Here is an 18,692-nt window from a genome sequence, read left to right on the forward strand (position 1 = left end):
GAGATCTTGGGTCCGGACCTCTGAGAACGTGACGCCCCGGACCCGGAAATCAGGGCGCCCCGGACCCGGAAATCATGGGCCCCCGGCCCTGGCAGGGGCCGATCACAATAAAGATCGTCCGTTGTCAGTGGTGGCCGGTAGTCTCGAAAGCACGATGACAGAGGACCTCTCACCGGCCGAGCGGTACGCGGCAGCACGTAAGCGCGCTGCCGAGCAGGCCACCGCGCTCGCCGACTTCCGCGAGATGTACGACTTCGGCCTCGACCCCTTCCAGATCGAGGCGTGTCAGGCTCTCGAGACGGGCAAGGGCGTCCTGGTGGCCGCGCCCACCGGCTCCGGCAAGACGATCGTCGGCGAATTCGCCGTCCACCTCGCCCTCCAGCAGGGCAAGAAGTGCTTCTACACGACACCCATCAAGGCGCTGTCGAACCAGAAGTACGCCGACCTCGTCAAGCGGTACGGCGTCGACAAGGTCGGCCTGCTGACCGGCGACAACAGCGTGAACGCGGACGCTCCGGTGGTCGTCATGACCACCGAGGTCCTGAGGAACATGCTGTACGCGGGCTCGCAGACCCTCCTCGGCCTCGGCTACGTGGTCATGGACGAGGTGCACTACCTCTCCGACCGCTTCCGCGGCGCCGTCTGGGAAGAGGTGATCATCCACCTCCCGGAGTCCGTCACCCTGGTCTCCCTCTCGGCGACGGTGTCGAACGCGGAGGAGTTCGGCGACTGGCTCGACACCGTGCGCGGCGACACCGAAGTGATCGTCTCCGAGCACCGGCCCGTGCCCCTGTTCCAGCACGTGCTCGCCGGGCGCCGGATGTACGACCTCTTCGAAGAGGGCGAGGGCCGCAAGAAGGCCGTCAACCCGGATCTGACGCGCATGGCCCGCATGGAGGCCAGCCGTTCGTACAACCCGCGCGACCGCCGCAAGGGCAAGATGGTGCGCGAGGCGGACCGCGAGCGCGAGCGCAGACAGCGCTCCCGGATCTGGACGCCCGGCCGCCCCGAGGTCATCGAGCGCCTCGACAGCGAGGGGCTGCTGCCCGCGATCACGTTCATCTTCAGCCGCGCCGCCTGCGAGGCCGCCGTACAGCAGTGCCTGTACGCGGGCCTGCGGCTCAACGACGAAGAGGCCCGCGCCCGCGTCCGCGAGATCGTGGAGGAGCGCACGGCCGCGATCCCGGACGAGGACCTGCACGTCCTCGGCTACTTCGAGTGGCTCGAAGGCCTGGAGCGCGGCATCGCCGCCCACCACGCGGGCATGCTGCCCACGTTCAAGGAGGTCGTCGAGGAGCTCTTCGTTCGGGGCCTCGTGAAGGCGGTCTTCGCGACGGAGACCCTCGCCCTCGGCATCAACATGCCGGCCAGGTCCGTCATCCTGGAGAAGCTCGTCAAGTGGAACGGCGAGCAGCACGCCGACATCACGCCCGGCGAGTACACCCAGCTCACCGGCCGGGCCGGCCGGCGCGGCATCGATGTCGAGGGCCACGCGGTCGTCCTGTGGCAGCGCGGCTTCAGCCCCGAGCACCTGGCGGGACTCGCGGGCACGCGCACGTACCCGCTGCGCTCCAGCTTCAAGCCGTCGTACAACATGGCGGTGAATCTGGTCGAGCAGTTCGGCCGGCACCGCTCGCGCGAGCTGCTCGAGACGTCCTTCGCGCAGTTCCAGGCCGACAAGTCGGTCGTCGGGATCTCCCGCCAGGTCCAGCGCAACGAGGAGGGACTGGACGGCTACAAGGCCTCCATGACCTGCCACTTGGGGGACTTCGAGGAGTACGCGCGGCTGCGCCGCGAGCTCAAGGACCGCGAGACGGACCTCGCCAAGCAGGGGGCGGCCCAGCGGCGCGCCGCGGCGGCCGCCGCCCTGGAGAAGCTCAAGCCGGGTGACGTCATCCACGTCCCCTCCGGCAAGTTCGCCGGCCTCGCGCTCGTACTCGACCCCGGCATCCCGGCCGGCCGGTCGAACGGACACCGTGGCTTCGAGCAGCACGACGGCCCGCGCCCGCTGGTCCTTACCGCCGAACGCCAGGTCAAGCGGCTCGCGTCGATCGACTTCCCGGTGCCGGTCGAGGCGCTGGAGCGGATGCGGATCCCCAAGTCGTTCAACGCGCGCTCGCCCCAGTCGCGGCGGGACCTCGCGTCCGCGCTGCGCACCAAGGCCGGCCACATCGTGCCCGACCGGCACCGCAGGAACCGCGCGGCGGCGGCCGACGACCGGGAGATCACGCGGCTGCGTGCCGAGCTGCGCGCCCACCCCTGTCACGGCTGCGACGAGCGCGAGGACCACGCCCGCTGGGCCGAGCGCTACTACCGCCTGCGGCGCGACACGCAGCAGCTGGAGCGACGCATCGAGGGCCGGACGAACACCATCGCCCGCACCTTCGACCGCATCGTGGCCCTGCTGACCGAGATGGACTATCTGCGCGGCGACGAGGTCACGCAGAACGGCAAGCGCCTCGCGCGCCTCTACGGCGAACTCGATCTGCTCGCCAGCGAGTGCCTGCGCGACGGAGTCTGGGAAGGGCTCAGCCCGGCCGAACTGGCCGCGTGCGTCTCGGCGTTGGTGTTCGAGGCCCGCGCCGCCGACGACGCGCTCGCACCCAAGCTGCCGTCCGGCAAGGCCAAGGCGGCGCTCGGCGAGATGGTCCGCATCTGGGGCCGGCTCGACGCCCTGGAGGAAGAGTTCAAGATCAGCCAGACCGAGGGAGTCGGCCAGCGCGAACCCGATCTGGGCTTCGCCTGGGCCGCGCACCAGTGGGCGTCCGGCAAGGGGCTCGACGAGGTCCTGCGCGAGGCGGACATGCCTGCCGGTGACTTCGTGCGCTGGTGCAAGCAGGTCATCGACGTGCTCGGCCAGATCTCGGCCGCGGCGCCGGCCGTCTCCGGCGCGGGGGGCGGGGACACGGTCGCCAAGAACGCCCGCAAGGCGGTGGACGCGTTGCGGCGCGGCGTGGTGGCGTACTCGTCCGTCGGGTAGGTTGCGGCCGCTTGTGACCGGTGGGCCTGTGTCCCCGCGCCCCTGACGGATGCGGGACGCAGGCCGCCGTACTGCGTTCCGCCGAACTCAAGGAACTCCACGGCCAGTTGCGGCCGCGATCGACCAGGTCCTGCGCTCGCCGAGGGTGAACTCTCCCCTCGTGCCGCTCTGCTCTTCGGCGTGACCGAAGGCGTCATTCTCGTGCACCGCTGCGATCCCGAACGCTCCGTACCGGTCGCCGCCCAGGTCCTCGCTGCGGCGACCGCGGACGCGGCCCCGCGCACCGCGGGCCTCTGACCTCACACCCGTCACGCGTCGAGGGCCCAACAGCCCCGCCGGGACGGGGATTTCGCACGGGCGGACATGATCACTCCATGTGTGCGAACCGCCGCTGAGCGTGTAAATGGAGTCGAGTGTATTCCTCCCGTCCGGCCATTTCAGGTGCTTGCGGAATATGACACAGCGGTGATTCCACAGGACTAAGCTCGCCCGCAGCGCACCGAGTTGGCACATATTCGTGCGTTTGTTCCCAATCTTGCAGATGGTTCCAGTTCATTCCCACGCGTACGTCAGCACGTCACCCCGTACCGCATATTTCCCCCGATCCGACCGTTCAGAGGGCATACATGGTGAGTGTTCAATCGCCTCCCGGTGGCCGAGAAATCCCCTACACACGCGTGCTGTTGCTGCCCGCCGTAGCCATGGCCGCGGCGACCGGAGCCGCCGTCGCGGTGGTGACGCAGCCCGCGCGGCTCGCCGTCGCCCTGTGCGGCGGCCTCGCCACGCTTCTGCTGATCCTGGTGGCCGCCGAGGCGGTACGCCGCGGCCGCACGATCAAGTGGGAGCGCGCCCAGTCCGCCCGGCACATCGAGCACCTGGAACGCAGCCTCGCCGCCCGTGACGGCGAGGCGCAGTGGATGGCCACGTATCTGCTGCCCGAGTCCCTGTACCGGCTGCGCTCCGGCGACACGGCCTCCGAAGCCGTCAAGGTCGTGGTCGAGGCCGACCCCGCGCACTCCCAACTTCCCGACGCACAGCGCAGGTTGATGGCCGAGGTGCTCAACGTCATCGACCGCGAGGAGAACATGCGCGACGCCGCGCAGCGCGCCTTCGTCTCCATCGCGCGCCGCGTCCAGTCCATCGTGCACAAGCAGAACGCCGAACTGCGCGAGATGGAGGAGGACCACGGCCGCAACCCCGAGGTCTTCGACGACCTCCTGCGTATCGACCACGGCACCGCGCTGATCGGCCGCCTCGCCGACTCCATCACCGTCCTCGGCGGCGCCCGCCCCGGCCGCCAGTGGCCGCGGCCCGTGCCGCTCTACAGCGTGCTGCGCGGCGCCATGTCGCGCATCCTCGAGTACCCCCGCATCGAGCTGCACTCGATCGCCAAGATCGCCATCCGCGGCATCTCCGTCGAGCCGCTCATCCACGCGCTGGCCGAACTCATGGACAACGCGACGCGTTACTCGCCGCCGCAGACCAAGGTGCACGTCACCGCGGTCGAGGTGCAGACCGGCATCGCCATCGAGATCGAGGACGGCGGCGTCAGCCTCAGCGAGGAGGCCCGCGGCCGAGCGGAGGAGATGCTCGCCCGCGCCAAGGCCGGTATCGACCTCAACGACCTCGGAGAGAACCCCCGCCTCGGCATGGCCGTCGTCGGCCGGCTCTCGCAGATGTACGACATGCAGATCGCGCTGCGCCAGTCCGCGTACGGCGGTGTCCGCGCCGTTCTCATCGTGCCGCGGATCATGGTGACGAGCGACCCCGCGCCCGGTCTCGCCCACGGCATCGGCGCCTCCGGTGTGCCGCGCGTCAACAACGACGGCGAGCCCATCGTGGAGGAGCCCCGTAAGAAGAAGCTGCGCCGCCCCACCACGGGCCCCCGCCCCTCCGCGCCGCTGGTGGCCGCCATGGAGGACGACGTCCCCGTCGTCACCGAGTGGCGCGCCAACGGACTGCCGCAGCGCCGCAGGAAGGTCGACACGAAGGTCATCGACCAGCAGATCATCGTGACGCCCAGGGCGCCCGAGAACGGCAGCGGGGCGGCTCCCCGCGCGGACCAGCCCCCGCAGTGGACGCCCATCCCGGTGCCGGCCTCCGAGGCCGAACCCGAGAAGCCGGACCAGCCCGAACCGGGCCTGTGGGTCGAGGCGTTCATGAACGGACTCAAGGGTGACGGGCAGGGTGACGCGTCGGGCGAGACCGGCGGGACCAATCAGCAGGTCGACGAGGGAGACCGCCAGTGATCCAGCAAAGGGCAAACTTCGACTGGATGCTCAAGGAGCTCGCCGACGGCGTGCCCCAGACCCGGCAGGTCGTGGTGCTCTCCGCGGACGGCCTGCGCATCGCCCGCTACGGCGGAGACCCCGACGCCGCCGACCGCATCGCCGCCGCCTGCGCCGGACTCCAGAGCCTCGCCACCGCCGTGGCCAGCGAGATCCCGGACAGCGACGGCCGGATGAGCATGGTCATCATCGAGGTCAGCGGAGGGTTCTTCTACCTCATGGCCGCGGGCAAGGGCGCGTACCTCGCGGTCCTCGCCGACGCCCACGTGGACGCCGGACTCATCAGCAACCGCATGCGCGACCTCGTCGTACGCATCGGTGCGCACCTCACCAGTCCGCCCCGGCGCAACGGGCAGACCGTATGACGCATCCCCCGCAACCCTCCCGGGCGGAGCCGCCGCAGCGCGAGCGCCGCGGGCCGGACGGCAAGGGCGCCAACCCCGAACGCCTGTACACCATCACGGGCGGCAGCGAGGGGGCCGAGCGCGCGCCGCTCGACCTGGTCACCCTGATCATCGCGCGCGCCGACCCCCCGCCCGCCGCGCCGCCGGAGCAGGCAGCCCTGTTACGGCTGTGCAAGTCACCCCTGTCCACGGCCGAGATCTCGGCGTACCTCAGTCTGCCGTTCAGCGTGGTCACCGTGCTGCTCGGCGAACTCCTCGCGGCTGAACTGGTTCAGGCGCGCGCCCCCGTCATCCGCGGCGCCGTCGCCGACCGTTCCCTCCTCGAAGCGGTGATGCATGGACTTCAAAAGCTCTGACACGCTCCGGGACGGACCCCGCATTCCGGGGCCCCGGAGCGAGGACCACCTGCCCGACACGGTCTCGGCCGCCGTGAAGGTCGTCATCGTCGGCGGATTCGGCGTGGGCAAGACCACGATGGTGGGATCCGTCAGCGAGATCAGGCCGCTCACCACCGAAGAGACCATGACCCAGGCGGGCATCGGAGTCGACGACAACTACGGCTCCGAGACGAAGACCGCCACCACGGTCGCCATGGACTTCGGACGCATCAGCATCACGGACGAGCTGGTGCTCTACCTCTTCGGCACCCCGGGCCAGGAGCGCTTCTGGTTCCTGTGGAACGGCCTGTTCGAGGGCGCGCTCGGCGCCGTCGTGCTCATCGACACCCGCCGCCTCGAAGTCAGCTTCGACGTGATCGGGCGCCTGGAGGAGCGCGGTGTGCCGTTCGTCATCGCCAACAACGCCTTCCCCGACGGCCCGCGCTACCCCGCCGACGAACTGCGCCAGGCCCTCGACCTCGACCCGGACGTCCCGATCCTCGAGTGCGACGCCCGGCGCCGTGCCTCCAGCCGGGACGTCCTGATGACGCTGATGCGCTATCTGCACGAACTGGCGCTCGCCCGCGTCTGACCCGGCCGGCGCCGGCCTCTCTGCTTCAACACAGTCTTTCCACACAGCCTTTCCACACCACCGGAGCGATCACCGTGACGACTCCCTCCCACTCACACGCCGGAACGGACGAGGCCGCGCTCAGTCCGCCGCCCGGCTGCCCGGCCCACGCCCTGGGCCCCGGCGGCCTGCGCCGGCTCTACGGCCCCGAGGCGGACGACGACATCGCGGCCGTGTACGAGAAGCTGCGCGCCGAACACGGCCCCGTCGCCCCCGTTCTGATCCACGAAGACGTGCCGATGTGGGCAGTTCTCGGGCACGGCGAGAACCTGCACATGGTCCGCTCGACCTCGCAGTTCAACCGCGACGCGCGCCACTGGAACGCGGTCCTCGACGGCAGCGTCACGCCCACCAACCCCCTCGCGCCCGTCTTCAGCTGGCAGCCCATCTGCAGCTTCGCCGAGGGCGCCGACCACCAGCGGCTGCGCGGGGCGGTCACCGGGGCGATCGGCACCATCGAGTCCCGTGGTCTGCGGCGCTTCATCAACCGGGCCTCGAACGAGCTGGTCAACAAGATCTGCGAGATCGGCGAGGCCGACGTCGTCAGCCAGTTCGCCGAGCATCTGCCGATGATGGTGATGTGCCGGATCTTCGGCATGCCCGAGGAGTACAACGAGCGGATGGTGCAGGCCGCCCGCGACATGATCAAGGGCACCGAGACCGCCATCGCCAGCAACGAATACATCATGGGCGTCCTCACCAGGCTCACCGCCCGTCGCCGTGCCAACCCCGAGGCCGACTTCACCAGTCACCTCATCGCCCAGCCCGCCGCACTCGACGACGACGAGGTCGCCCAGCACCTGCGCCTCGTCCTGATCGCCGCGTACGAGGCCACGGCCAACCTCATCGCGAACGTGCTGCGCGTGGTCCTCACCGACCCCCGCTTCCGCGCCCAGCTCAACGGCGGCCAGATGACCGTGCCCGAGGCGGTCGAGCAGTCCCTGTGGGACGAGCCGCCGTTCAGCGCCATGGTCGGCTACTTCGCCAAGGAGGACACCGAGCTCGGCGGCCGGCACATCCGGCGCGGCGACGGCCTGATCTTCGGCATCGCGCCGGGCAACGTCGACCCCGTCGTACGCCCCGACCTGTCCGCCAACATGCAGGGCAACCGTTCGCACCTCGCCTTCGGCGGCGGACCGCACGAGTGCCCCGGACAGGACATCGGCCGCGCCATTGCCGACATCGGCGTCGACGCGCTCCTGATGCGCCTGCCCGACGTCGAACTATCGGTGCACGAGCACGAGTTGCGCTGGCGCTCCTCGATCCTCTCGCGGCACTTGGTGGAGCTGCCGGTGAAGTTCGAGCCGCGCCCGCCGCAGGACGTCGTCGCCAAGCCCGGCCACCGCCCGGTCCCGGAGCAGCGCGACGAATGGCAGGTGTCGACGCACGCCCCGCCGGCCCCGCAGCCCGCCCCCGTTCCGGCCGCCGCCCCGGCGCCGGAGCAGCCGCCCGCCGCGTTCCCGGAGCCCGCCGCACCGCCGCAGGGCGCCTGGCGTCGCTTCCTGCGCTGGTGGCGCGGCTACTGACCGTGCCCGATCCAGGCGTTACGAGGGGTGCGCGGGCGCCGTCGCACTGCCGCCCGCCCACTCCTCGTACGCCGACCAGGCCTCCAGTACCCGCCCGCTGTCGAAGCGGTGCTCCCGGCCCGTCACCGGGTCCCTGAACTCCAGGGTCCGCGCGAGGAGCTGGAGCGGGCGGCGGAAGTCGTCGGGAGCCACCGCGTCGGCGACCACGGGGTAGACCGGGTCACCGAGGATCGGCAGGCCGAGCGCGTTCATATGGACCCGCAGCTGGTGGGTGCGGCCGGTGTGGGGGAGCAGCCGGTAGCGGCCGAGCCCGCCGCGCTCCTCGACGAGCTCGATCCGGCTCTGCGCGTTCGGCTCGCCGCCCGGCACCTCGCGCGCGGCGAGCACCCCGCGCTCCTTCTCGATCCGGCTGCGCACGGTCCTCGGCAGAGCGACTTCGGGGTCGTGGGCGGCCACCGCCTCGTACTCCTTGCGCACCAGCTTGGCGCCGAACAGCGTCTGGTACGCGCCGCGTTCCTCGGGCCGGACGACGAACAGGACGAGGCCGGCGGTGAGCCGGTCGAGCCGGTGCGCCGGCCCGAGCGCGGGAAGGTCCAGCTCCCGCCGCAGGCACGCCAGCGCGGTCTGCGTGACATGGCTGCCGCGCGGCGTCGTGGCCAGGAAGTGCGGCTTGTCGGCGACCACGATGTGCTCGTCCCGGTACACGATCCCGATCGGGAACGGCACGGGCACCTCGGGCGCGAGGTCGCGGTGGAACCACACCCAGGCGCCCGGGACATAGGGCGCGTCCGGCGTCACCGCGGCCCCGTCCGCGCCCACGATCCGCCCCTCGCGCAGCATCGCGTCGATCACCCCGGGCCCGGCCGCGAGCCGTTCCACGAGATGGTCGCGCACCGTGTTCCAGGCGCCGTCGAGCGGCAGCATGACCCGGAAGGCGTCGATGCCGTCGCGCTGCGGCAGCGGGGAGGGCGGAATGCGCCGCTTACGTCTCATCGCCGCCCAGCCTACGGGCGGCCGCCGGTCCCCTTGAACCACGGACGGAGGCCGGCCGCCGGGGGCAGGATGGGGCGCATGCCGATGACGATTTCGCAGGTCCTGGCCGCAGGCACGCTCGCCGGCGGCCCCCAGCCCACCATCGGGGCCGAGGGCGGCCTCCTCCTGCGGCCCTGGCGGGACGAGGACGTGCCGGCCGTGTACGCGGCGTTCCGTGACCCGGCGATCCAGCACTGGCACGTGCGGGTCGCGGAGTCCGAGGACGAGGCGCGCGGCTGGATAAAGGAGTGGCGGGACGGCTGGGACGGCGAGGAAAGGGTCGGCTGGGCGGTCGCCACGGACACCGACGAGGTGGTGGGCCGCATGGGGCTGCGCTCCGTCTCGCTGCACGAGGGGGTGGCCGAGGTCGCGTACTGGGTCCTGCCCTCGGCGCGGGGTGCCGGTATCGCCCCGCGAGCCGTCGCCGCGCTGTCCCGCTGGGCGCTGGACGAGGTCGGCTTCCACCGCCTCGAACTCCAGCACGCCGTCGGCAACATGGCGTCGTGCCGGGTGGCCCTCAAGTCGGGTTTCGCCCTGGAGGGCACGAAGCGCAGCGCGCTCCTGCACGCCGACGGCTGGCACGACTCCCACCTCCACGCGCGCGTGCAGGGTGACCGCCTTCCGGGGGCGTGACGCGACCGTACCGGGCCCGCCGAAGTCCCCTCTCTTGCGCGTCGACATCATTCGCGATACATCGTGTGTTGACGCCTTGTCTTCTATCGCGATATGTTCGGCTACGGATATTCGGGTACGAGGTGCAGCTTCCACGTGAGGGGCGCGAGGGGAGAGGTGAGGTCGGTGGCCACCAAGCGGCGCAAGCTGGGCAATCCGCTGGCCCTCGCGGTGATGGTGCTGCTCATGGAGAAGCCCATGCACCCGTACGAGATCGCGCAGACACTGCGCCGGCGTGGCAAGGACACCACGACGAAGATCAACTACGGCTCGCTCTACACGGTCGTCCAGAACCTGGAGAAGCACGGCTTCGTCGAGGTCGCGGACGTGCAGCGGCAGGGGAACCGGCCGGAGCGCACGCTCTACGGGATCACCGACGACGGCAGGGAGGAAGCGCTCGAGTGGCTCTCCGACCTGCTCGCCGTGCCCGCGCGCGAGTACCCGATCTTCGAGACGGCGCTGTCCCTCATGGGGGTCATACACCCCGACGAGGTGACGCGGCTGCTGGAGGAGCGGCTCGCCTCGCTGGAGGTCCAGGCGGCGAGCACGCGTGGCGGACTCATGAAGCTGTACGAGACGCTGCCACGGATCTTCCTCGTGGAGACCGAGTACCAGCTGCACATGGCCGAGGCGCAGGCCGAGTGGATCCGGGGCTTCCTGCGGGAGGTCGAGGAGGGCACGCTCGACGGCGTCGAACAGTGGCGGACGTTCCACGAGACCGGTGAAGTCCCGCCGGAATTCGCGGAGTTGGAGGACTCCCGCCCCGACGAGAAGAGAACCAAGAGGGAATCGGACCGAGAGAAATAAACAGACCCCGGCAGGACTGTTGCACCAGTCCCGCCAGGGTCTCGAACCCCGGACCGGCCCACCGTGCGGCGAGCCAGGCGATCGAGGTGCGGCACCCCCAGGATAGCCCGGCGCTCTTCACGTGGACCGGCCGTCATCCGCTCACACCCGCGAGCGGATCCACCGTCGTCCGCTCACACAGGAGAGCCGTCGTCATGAGCACCCGTGCGCCCGCAGTGCAGGCGCGTCAACTCGTCAAGACCTATCCCGGAGATGTCACCGCCCTCAGTGGCATGGACATCACCGTGGAACCCGGCACCGTCTTCGGCCTGCTCGGCCCGAACGGCGCAGGCAAGTCCACCACCGTCAAGATCCTCACCACCCTCGCCCGCCCCGACTCCGGGACCGCCACGGTCGCGGGCCACGACGTGCTGCGCCACCCCGACCGCGTGCGCCGCGCCATCGGCGTCGTCGCCCAGAAGTCCGGCGCCGACCCCGTCGCCACCGGCCGCGAGAACCTCCAGCTCCAGGGCCGGCTCTACGGCCTGCGCGGAGCGGACCTGAACCGGCGTGTCACCGAACTCCTCGACCGCTTCCTCCTCACCGACGCCGCCGGACGCCAGGTCAAGGGCTACTCGGGTGGCATGCAGCGCCGCCTCGACGTGGCGCTGGGCCTCGTCCACCGGCCCGAGGTGCTCTTCCTCGACGAGCCGACCACGGGCCTCGACCCGGAGGCCCGCACCGCGATGTGGGACGAGATCGCGCGCCTCGCCGGCGACGAGGGGCTGTCCATCCTGCTCACCACGCACTACCTCGAGGAGGCCGACCGGCTCGCCGAACGCGTCGCCGTCGTCGACCGCGGACATGTCGTCGTCGAGGGCACCCCCGACGGCCTCAAGGGTGAACTGCGCGGGGACGCTGTCCACTTGGAGCTGCGCGCCGCCGTCCAGGACGCCGGACGCACGCTCCTGGAGGGCGCGCTCGCCGCACTGCCCGGGGTGCGCGAGACCCAGTTCGACGGCCGGCGCGTCAGTGTCCGCGCCGATGACGGGGCCGCCGCCGTACCCGCCCTGCTCGCCGCGCTGGAGCGGGCGGGCGTAGCGGTCGCCGCCGCCACCGTCGCCCGTCCCTCGCTCGACGACGTCTATCTCCGCTACGCCGGCCGCCGCTACTCCGAGGCGCAGGCCGCCACCGGAGACGCGTCCGACGCCCTCGCTCCCGCCGGAGGTGCCCGATGAGTACCGCGATCCCGCAGACCTGGTACATGACGCAGCGTCAGCTCATGGTGTTCCTGCGCCAGCCCGCGTATCTCCTGATCACCCTGATCCAGCCGGTGGTGTGGCTGTTCCTGTTCGGCAACCTGTTCAAGAAGGTCGTCGAGCTCGGCGGATTCGGCACCACGACCTATCTCGACTACCTCATCCCCGGCGTCGTCGTGATGAGCGCGCTCAGCTCCAACATGTGGGCGGGCATGGCGACGCTCGACGAGATCCAGCGGGGCACGCTCAACCGGTTCCTCACCACACCGGTGAGCCGCGGGGCGCTGATGAACGGCAATGTGGTGAGCAACGGTCTGGTCACCGCGCTCCAGTCCGTCGTCATCGTGCTGCTCGGCCTCCTCGGCGGGGCCGAACTGCCGGGCGGGGCGGGCGGAGTGCTGATCCTCGTCGTTGCCGCGGTGCTCCTCGGCACGGTGTTCGGGGCGCTGTCGAACGCGCTGGGCATGCTGGTCAGGGAGCGGGAGTCGATCATCGGGATCAACACGTTCCTGCTGCTCCCGCTGACCTTCCTGTCCTCGGCGTTCATGGCCCCGTCCCAGATGCCGTCGTGGATGCGGCACATCGCCGACTTCAACCCGCTCAACTGGGCCATGGTCGCGGGCCGTTCGGCGATGTCCGACGACCCTGACTGGGGTGACGTGCTGACCCGCGGCGGGGCGCTCCTCGTGCTGGCCGTCGCCGCGGTGTGGCTGTCGACCCGCACTTTCCGCTCGTACCAGCGATCGGTCTGAGCGCCACGCCGCAGTGGAGCGGGAGATGGCGCTACGCCGTCTCCTGCTCCGCCTCCACCTGCGCGTTCCACTCCCGCTTCGAGGCCTGCCAGCCGTCCTCGTTGTGACCGAGGCGCCAGTAGCCGGAGATCGAGAGGTCCTCGCGCGGGATCGCGCGCTCGGTGCGCAGATGGCGGCGCAGCTCCTTCACGAAGCCCGCCTCGCCGTGCACGAAGGCGTGCACCCGGCCGGCCGGGAACGCGAGCCCGCGTACGGCCTCCACCAGGGCCTCGCCCACCGGCCGTTCGCCGCGGTGCAGCCAGACGACCTGCGCGGCGGAGTCGATCTTCTGCTCCTCGGTGGCGTCGGAGACCTCCACGAAGGCGTGGGCCACGGCGTCCCCGGGCAGCGCCTCCAGGGCGGCGGCGATCGCGGGCAGGGCGCTCTCGTCACCGGCGAGCAGGTGCCAGTCGGCCGTGGTGTCCGGTGTGTAGGCGCCGCCGGGACCGGCCAGGTGCACGCTCGCGCCGGGCTGTACGTCGCGTGCCCAGGGACCGGCGATGCCCTCGTCGCCGTGCACCACGAAGTCGAGCGTCAGCTCGCGCGCCACCGGGTCCCAGGCGCGCACGGTGTACGTACGCGTCACGGGCCACTGGTCGCGCGGCAGCTCCTCGCGGATCCGGCCGAGGTCGAACGGCTCGGGATAGGTGACCCCGTCGAGCGGGAACTGCAGCTTCACGTAGTGGTCGGTGCAGCCGCCCGCGGCGAAGGCGGCGAGGCCGTCCCCGCCGAGGACCACGCGCTGCATGTGCGGGGTGAGCCGCTCGGTGCGCAGGACCTCGCCCCGGTGTGCCGTCGGCTTCCTGCGTTCCGGACGTTCCGCCATGGCGGCCTCCCCTGAAGATCACTGGCTACTTAGGTTTACCTAAGTTAGCACTCAGCGCTCCAGGGTGGTGAGCAGCCGCTGCAAAGATCCGCCCAAGCCCCAGCGCTCCGCGAGCTTGTCGAGGGCCTCGGGATCGCGCGCCTGGCGCGGCAGCGCCGTGTCCACGTCCGGCAGGGGCACGTCCGCCGCGACCCGCACGACCGTCGGCGCCACCGCGATGTACGGCCGCGACTCGTCCAGGCGCTTGCGCTGCGCGGGCGTCAGCTTCGACTTCGGGTCGTCGACGGCGGCCATGATCCCGGCCAGGTCCCCGAACTGCGCGAGCAGCTTCGCGGCCGTCTTCTCGCCGATGCCGGGCACGCCCGGCAGGCCGTCGCTCGGGTCGCCGCGCAGGAGGGCCAGATCCACGTAACCGGAGCCGTCGACACCGTACTTCTCGCGCAGCAGCTCCTCGTCGGTGATCTGGAGGGTGCCGACGCCCTTGAGGGGGTACAGGACGCGGCGCTCGCGCGCGTCGTCGACGAGCTGGTAGAGGTCGCGGTCACCGGTGACGATGTCGACCGGACCGGTGGCCCGCCCGGTGAACGTGCCGATGACGTCGTCCGCCTCGTATCCCTCGACGCCGACGCGCGCGATGCCCACCGCGTCGAGCACGTCCTCGATGATCGGGACCTGGGGGGCGAGGGTGTCGGGGATCTCCTCCGTGTAGGAACCGTCCCGCGCGGTCTCCGTCCCCTGCGCGACACGATGCGCCTTGTACGAGGGGATCAGGTCGACCCGCCACTGGGGGCGCCAGTCCGCGTCCATGCAGGCCACGAGGGAGTCGGGGTGGTGGTCGTGCACGAGCCGGGTGATGAATTCGAGCAGGCCGCGCACCGCGTTGACCGGCGTCCCGTCCGGGGCCTTCACGGAGTCGGGGACCCCGAAGTAGGCCCGGAAGTACAGGGACGCGGTGTCGAGCAGCATCAGGCGATCGGTTCGCTGGGTCACGTCGCACATCCTGCCGCACGGCACCGACAGTCACGGCCGCTCGCGGCTGTGGCGGACCGGCACGGACAGATGGGGCGGACCCAGTTCCGGAAGTGAACGCGATGTGAACTGGAACACTCTTGCGTTTGATCTGCATAAGCCAGGGCAGGCGCGCCCCCGGAGCGAACCCGGTCCCTCATTCAACTAATGAATGCGTTTCCGGTCCGCGAGCGGACCTCGCATCGCTCCACGGCCCGCCGGCGGGGGAGGCGGGCCGTGATCGTTCTACCCGAGAGGTGTATGTGTCCACGCTGCAAGCCGAAGACCTGTACAAGGTGTTCGGCAGACGACCCGATGAAGCGGTGGAGAAACTCCGCCACGGAGCAGACCGTGAGGAACTGCGCGCAGGCGGCACCACCGCTGCCGTGATCGACGCTTCCTTCACCGTCGAGCCGGGCCAGATCTTCGTCGTGATGGGTCTGTCGGGCTCCGGCAAGTCCACGCTTCTGCGCATGCTGAACGGACTGCTCGAGCCCACAGCAGGGCATGTCCGCTTCGACGGCCAGGATCTGACCGCGCTCAGCCCCCGCGAGCTGCGCGCCGTGCGCTCCAAGAAGATCAGCATGGTCTTCCAGCACTTCGCGCTCTTCCCGCACCGCAGTGTGCTCGAGAACGCCGCGTACGGTCTCGAGGTCCAGGGCATCGCGCGCAAGGAGCGCGAGGAGCGCGCCGTCGAGGCGCTGCGCCTGGCCGGTCTCGCCGGCTGGGAGAAGTCCTGGCCCGACGAGCTCTCCGGCGGCATGCAGCAGCGCGTGGGCCTGGCCCGCGCGCTCGCCACCGACGCGGACCTGCTCCTCATGGACGAGTCGTTCAGCGCGCTCGACCCGCTGATCCGCCGCGACATGCAGGACCAGCTCCTGGAGCTCCAGAAGACCCTGAAGAAGACCATCGTCTTCATCACCCACGACCTGAACGAGGCCATGCGCCTGGGCGACCGCATCGCCGTCATGCGCGACGGCCGCATCGTCCAGATCGGCAGCGCCGAGGACATCCTCGTCACGCCGGCCAACGACTACGTCGCCTCGTTCATCCAGGACGTGGACCGCTCCCGCGTGCTGACCGCGGGCGCGATCATGACCTCCCCCGACCAGGGGTACGACGCGTCCGACGCCCCGGCGACGGTCACCGAGGACACCCCGGTCATCGAGCTGTTCACGCCGTGCTCCACGGGCGGCGTCGCCGTCGCCGTGACCGACAAGAGCGGCAAGCTCACAGGCGTCGTGACGCGGGAACGGCTCCTCGCCGTGCTCGGTGAGCCGATGAAGCCCGGCGCGCAGACCTCCATGACGAAGAAGGACGCCGTCCCGACGCCGCGTGGCGAGGGCGACGAGCCGGTGAAGAAGGTGAGCACCGGTGCCTAGGATTCCCTTCGGTGACTGGGTCAACGACGTCGTCGAGTGGCTGCTGAGCAACGCGGCCTGGCTCTTCGACTTCTTCAAGAACGTCTTCAACGGTGCCTACGACGGCATCAACTGGGTCCTCCAGGCCCCGCAGCCGCTGATCCTCGCGGGCATCTTCGCGGTGATCGCCTTCTGGCTGCGCGGCACGGTGGCCGGTGTCCTGACCTTCGTGGGATTCGCCTTCATCGACTCCCTCGAACTGTGGGACCACGCGATGATGACGCTGTCGCTCGTCCTCGTGGCGACGATCATCGCGCTGGTCATCTCGGTGCCGGTCGGCATCTGGGCGGCACGCTCCAACCGGGTCAGCGCGGTCGTGCGCCCGGTCCTGGACTTCATGCAGACGCTGCCCGCGATGATCTACCTCATCCCGGCCATCCTGTTCTTCGGCTCGGGCGCCCCCGCGGGCATCGTCGCGACCCTGATCTTCGCGCTGGCCCCCGGCGTCCGTATGACGGAGCTGGGCATCCGGCAGGTCGACAAGGAACTCGTCGAGGCCGCCGACGCCTTCGGTGACACCCCGCGCAACACGCTGTTCCGCGTCCAGCTGCCGCTCGCGCTCCCGTCGATCATGGCCGGTGTCAACCAGGTCATCATGCTGGGCCTGTCCATGGCCGCCATCGCGGGCATGGTCGGCTCCGAGGGCCTCGGCGCCGACGTGAACGAGGCGATCGGCCAGCTGAACGTCGGCCTCGGCTCCGAGTCCGGCGTCGCCATCGTGATCCTCGCGATCTACCTCGACCGCATGACCAGCGCGCTCGGCACCCAGGCGTCCCCGATGGGCCGCCGCGCGCTCGCCAAGGTGCGCGCCGCGCACGGCCTCACGGTCTGGAACTACCGCCCGCGCCCCGAGGTCGCGGTCGTCGGTGTCGTCATCCTCGCGCTCGTCGCGGGCGGCATGGGCATCTTCGGCGGCTCGAAGAGCGAGAACCCCGTGGCGGACGCGTCCGACGTCGGCCAGGGCAAGAAGATCTCCATCGGCTACATCCCGTGGGACGAGGGCGTCGCCTCCACCTTCCTGTGGAAGGAGATCCTGGAGCAGCGCGGCTTCGACGTGCAGGCCAAGCAGCTCGACGCGGGTCCGCTCTACACGTCGCTGGCCTCCGGCCAGATCGACTTCGAGACGGACTCCTGGCTGCCGACCACGCACGCGCAGTACTGGAAGAAGTACGGCAAGCAGCTCGACGACCTCGGCGCCTGGTACGGCCAGACGTCCCTGGAGCTCTCGGTGCCCGCCTACATGAAGGGCATCGACTCGCTCGAGGACCTCAAGGGCAAGAGCGCCACCTTCGATGGCAAGATCACCGGCATCGAGTCCAGCGCCGGAATGATGGGGCTCCTCAAGGACAAGGTCCTCAAGGAGTACGGCCTCGACAAGGAGTACAAGGTCGTCGACAGCTCCACGCCGGCGATGCTGGCGCAGCTGAAGCGCGCGTACGCCAAGAAGCAGCCGATCGTCACGACGCTCTGGTCCCCGCACTGGGCGTACAGCGACTACAAGCTGAAGAAGCTCAAGGACCCGAAGGGCGCCTGGGGCAAGGGCGACGGCGTGCACACGCTGTCCCGCAAGGGCTTCGCCGACGACAACCCCGTGGTCGGCAAGTGGCTCAAGAACTTCAAGATGACCGAGAAGCAGCTCACGAGTCTTGAGGCCGAGATCAACAAGGCCGGCAAGGGCAAGCAGCAGGACGCCGTCAGGACCTGGCTGAAGTCCAACCCCGGCGTCGTCGACAAGCTGGCCCCGGTCAAGAAGTCGTCGACGGCCGGCGGCAAGGGCGAGGCCGCCCGTCCGGTGAACGTCGCCTGGTTCCCCTGGGACGAGGACGTCGCGGTCACCTACCTGTGGAAGCGGGTCCTCGGCGACCGCGGCTACAAGCTCAACCTGAAGCAGATGGACGTCGGCCCGGTCTACACGGGCCTCGGCTCCGGCGACCTCGACGTCAACTTCGACGCCTGGCTGCCCTATGCCCAGAAGAACTACTGGGACAAGCACAAGGACAACCTGGTCGACCTGGGCTCCTGGTACAGCCCGACGTCGCTCGAGGTCGCCGTGCCGTCCTACGTGAAGGGCGTCAAGTCCCTCGAGGACCTCAAGGGCAAGGGCTCGACCTTCGACGGCAAGATCATCGGAATCGAGCCGGGCACCGGCGAGATGAACCTGCTGAAGAAGAACGTCCTGCCGGGCTACGGCCTGGACAAGGAGTACAAGGTCGTCGACGGCTCCACGCCCGCGATGCTCGCCGAGCTGAAGCGCGCGTACGCCAAGAAGCAGCCGATCGCCGTCGTGCTCTGGTCGCCGCACTGGGCGTACAGCGAGTACAAGCTCAACAAGCTGACCGACTCCAAGAAGCTCTTCGGTGAGGGCAACACGATCCGCACCATCGCCAACAAGAGCTTCCCCTCGAAGTACCCGCAGCTCACGAAGTGGTTCAAGAACTTCAAGATGAGCGAGAGCGAGCTGGGCAGCCTCGAGGCGGAGATCAAGAAGCGCGGTCAGGGCCATGAGGAAGAGGCCGTGGACGCGTGGCTGAAGACGCACAAGGGCATCGCGGACCGGATGGCTCCGCAGTAGGTCCCGAGTACGTTCCGAAGTAGTTCGACGCGCGTGGGCGGCCGGTGTTCAGCACCGGCCGCCCCCGCGCGTTCCGCCGCTCACCGGAACCCGTGCGGCGCACCTGCGGAGGGGGCCAG

At 70.1% G+C, this 18,692-nt stretch carries 15 protein-coding genes; 12 read left to right on the forward strand and 3 right to left on the reverse strand.

What is annotated here, in order from left to right; all coding sequences use genetic code 11:
• Positions 1-154 precede the first annotated feature (154 nt).
• The 6 genes from ACWIGU_RS35215 to ACWIGU_RS35240 all read left to right on the forward strand — a co-directional run bounded on the left by ACWIGU_RS35215 (position 155) and on the right by ACWIGU_RS35240 (position 8,206).
• Complete coding sequence (locus ACWIGU_RS35215; RefSeq protein ID WP_454405729.1) at positions 155-2,980, forward strand: DEAD/DEAH box helicase; 2,826 nt, start codon at positions 155-157, stop codon at positions 2,978-2,980.
• Between the two features lie 626 nt (positions 2,981-3,606).
• Positions 3,607-5,229, forward strand: coding sequence for a sensor histidine kinase (locus tag ACWIGU_RS35220; protein ID WP_454405730.1), 1,623 nt, complete (start codon positions 3,607-3,609; stop codon positions 5,227-5,229).
• The gene (locus ACWIGU_RS35225) at positions 5,226-5,633 is read left to right on the forward strand and encodes a roadblock/LC7 domain-containing protein (RefSeq protein WP_100597102.1); all 408 of its coding nucleotides are present in this window, start codon (positions 5,226-5,228) and stop codon (positions 5,631-5,633) included. Before ACWIGU_RS35220 ends, ACWIGU_RS35225 begins: the two co-directional genes overlap by 4 nt.
• Positions 5,630-6,028, forward strand: coding sequence for a DUF742 domain-containing protein (locus ACWIGU_RS35230; RefSeq protein WP_266566303.1), 399 nt, complete (start codon positions 5,630-5,632; stop codon positions 6,026-6,028). The genes ACWIGU_RS35225 and ACWIGU_RS35230 overlap by 4 nt, the downstream gene beginning before the upstream one ends.
• Positions 6,009-6,641: a GTP-binding protein gene (locus ACWIGU_RS35235; protein ID WP_356272487.1), complete on the forward strand. Its 633-nt coding sequence runs from the start codon at positions 6,009-6,011 to the stop codon at positions 6,639-6,641. The genes ACWIGU_RS35230 and ACWIGU_RS35235 overlap by 20 nt, the downstream gene beginning before the upstream one ends.
• A 74-nt stretch (positions 6,642-6,715) precedes the next feature.
• Positions 6,716-8,206 carry a cytochrome P450 gene (locus ACWIGU_RS35240; RefSeq protein ID WP_454405732.1) on the forward strand — a complete coding sequence of 497 codons (1,491 nt, stop codon included), beginning with the start codon at positions 6,716-6,718 and terminating at the stop codon, positions 8,204-8,206.
• Positions 8,207-8,224: 18 nt separating this feature from the next.
• On the opposite strand, the gene ACWIGU_RS35245 is transcribed toward ACWIGU_RS35240, so the two are convergent.
• Entirely contained in the window at positions 8,225-9,199 is a 975-nt protein-coding gene (locus ACWIGU_RS35245) for an RluA family pseudouridine synthase (RefSeq protein WP_454405733.1), read from the reverse strand.
• A 78-nt stretch (positions 9,200-9,277) separates the two neighbouring features.
• On the opposite strand from ACWIGU_RS35245, the gene ACWIGU_RS35250 reads away from it, so the two are divergent.
• From ACWIGU_RS35250 to ACWIGU_RS35265, 4 genes are all read left to right on the forward strand, one after another.
• Positions 9,278-9,871 carry a GNAT family N-acetyltransferase gene (locus ACWIGU_RS35250; protein WP_454405734.1) on the forward strand — a complete coding sequence of 198 codons (594 nt, stop codon included), beginning with the start codon at positions 9,278-9,280 and terminating at the stop codon, positions 9,869-9,871.
• Positions 9,872-10,036: 165 nt separating this feature from the next.
• Positions 10,037-10,717: a PadR family transcriptional regulator gene (locus ACWIGU_RS35255; protein WP_454405736.1), complete on the forward strand. Its 681-nt coding sequence runs from the start codon at positions 10,037-10,039 to the stop codon at positions 10,715-10,717.
• 194 nt (positions 10,718-10,911) lie between these two features.
• A complete protein-coding gene (locus ACWIGU_RS35260) occupies positions 10,912-11,934 on the forward strand; it encodes an ABC transporter ATP-binding protein (RefSeq protein WP_454405737.1) in 1,023 nt (340 codons plus the stop codon).
• Positions 11,931-12,707, forward strand: a complete 777-nt coding sequence (locus tag ACWIGU_RS35265; RefSeq protein WP_100597095.1) for an ABC transporter permease — start codon at positions 11,931-11,933, stop codon at positions 12,705-12,707. The genes ACWIGU_RS35260 and ACWIGU_RS35265 overlap by 4 nt, the downstream gene beginning before the upstream one ends.
• 31 nt (positions 12,708-12,738) lie before the next feature.
• Here the strand turns inward: ACWIGU_RS35265 and ACWIGU_RS35270 are convergent, their stop codons facing one another.
• Both ACWIGU_RS35270 and ACWIGU_RS35275 read right to left on the reverse strand, forming a co-directional pair.
• On the reverse strand, positions 12,739-13,572 hold the full coding sequence (locus ACWIGU_RS35270) for a siderophore-interacting protein (protein WP_454405738.1): 834 nt from the start codon (positions 13,570-13,572) through the stop codon (positions 12,739-12,741).
• A 51-nt stretch (positions 13,573-13,623) separates the two neighbouring features.
• Positions 13,624-14,571 carry a 5'-3' exonuclease gene (locus ACWIGU_RS35275; RefSeq protein ID WP_454405739.1) on the reverse strand — a complete coding sequence of 316 codons (948 nt, stop codon included), beginning with the start codon at positions 14,569-14,571 and terminating at the stop codon, positions 13,624-13,626.
• Between the two features lie 272 nt (positions 14,572-14,843).
• Here ACWIGU_RS35275 and ACWIGU_RS35280 point away from each other — a divergent pair, with 272 nt between their 5' ends.
• Together ACWIGU_RS35280 and ACWIGU_RS35285 are read left to right on the forward strand one after the other, a co-directional pair.
• On the forward strand, positions 14,844-15,962 hold the full coding sequence (locus ACWIGU_RS35280) for a quaternary amine ABC transporter ATP-binding protein (protein WP_454405740.1): 1,119 nt from the start codon (positions 14,844-14,846) through the stop codon (positions 15,960-15,962).
• On the forward strand, positions 15,955-18,573 hold the full coding sequence (locus tag ACWIGU_RS35285) for an ABC transporter permease/substrate binding protein (RefSeq protein ID WP_454405742.1): 2,619 nt from the start codon (positions 15,955-15,957) through the stop codon (positions 18,571-18,573). The genes ACWIGU_RS35280 and ACWIGU_RS35285 overlap by 8 nt, the downstream gene beginning before the upstream one ends.
• The last annotated feature ends 119 nt before the right edge of the window (positions 18,574-18,692 follow it).

The organism is Streptomyces sp. NPDC055400 (assembly GCF_053644375.1).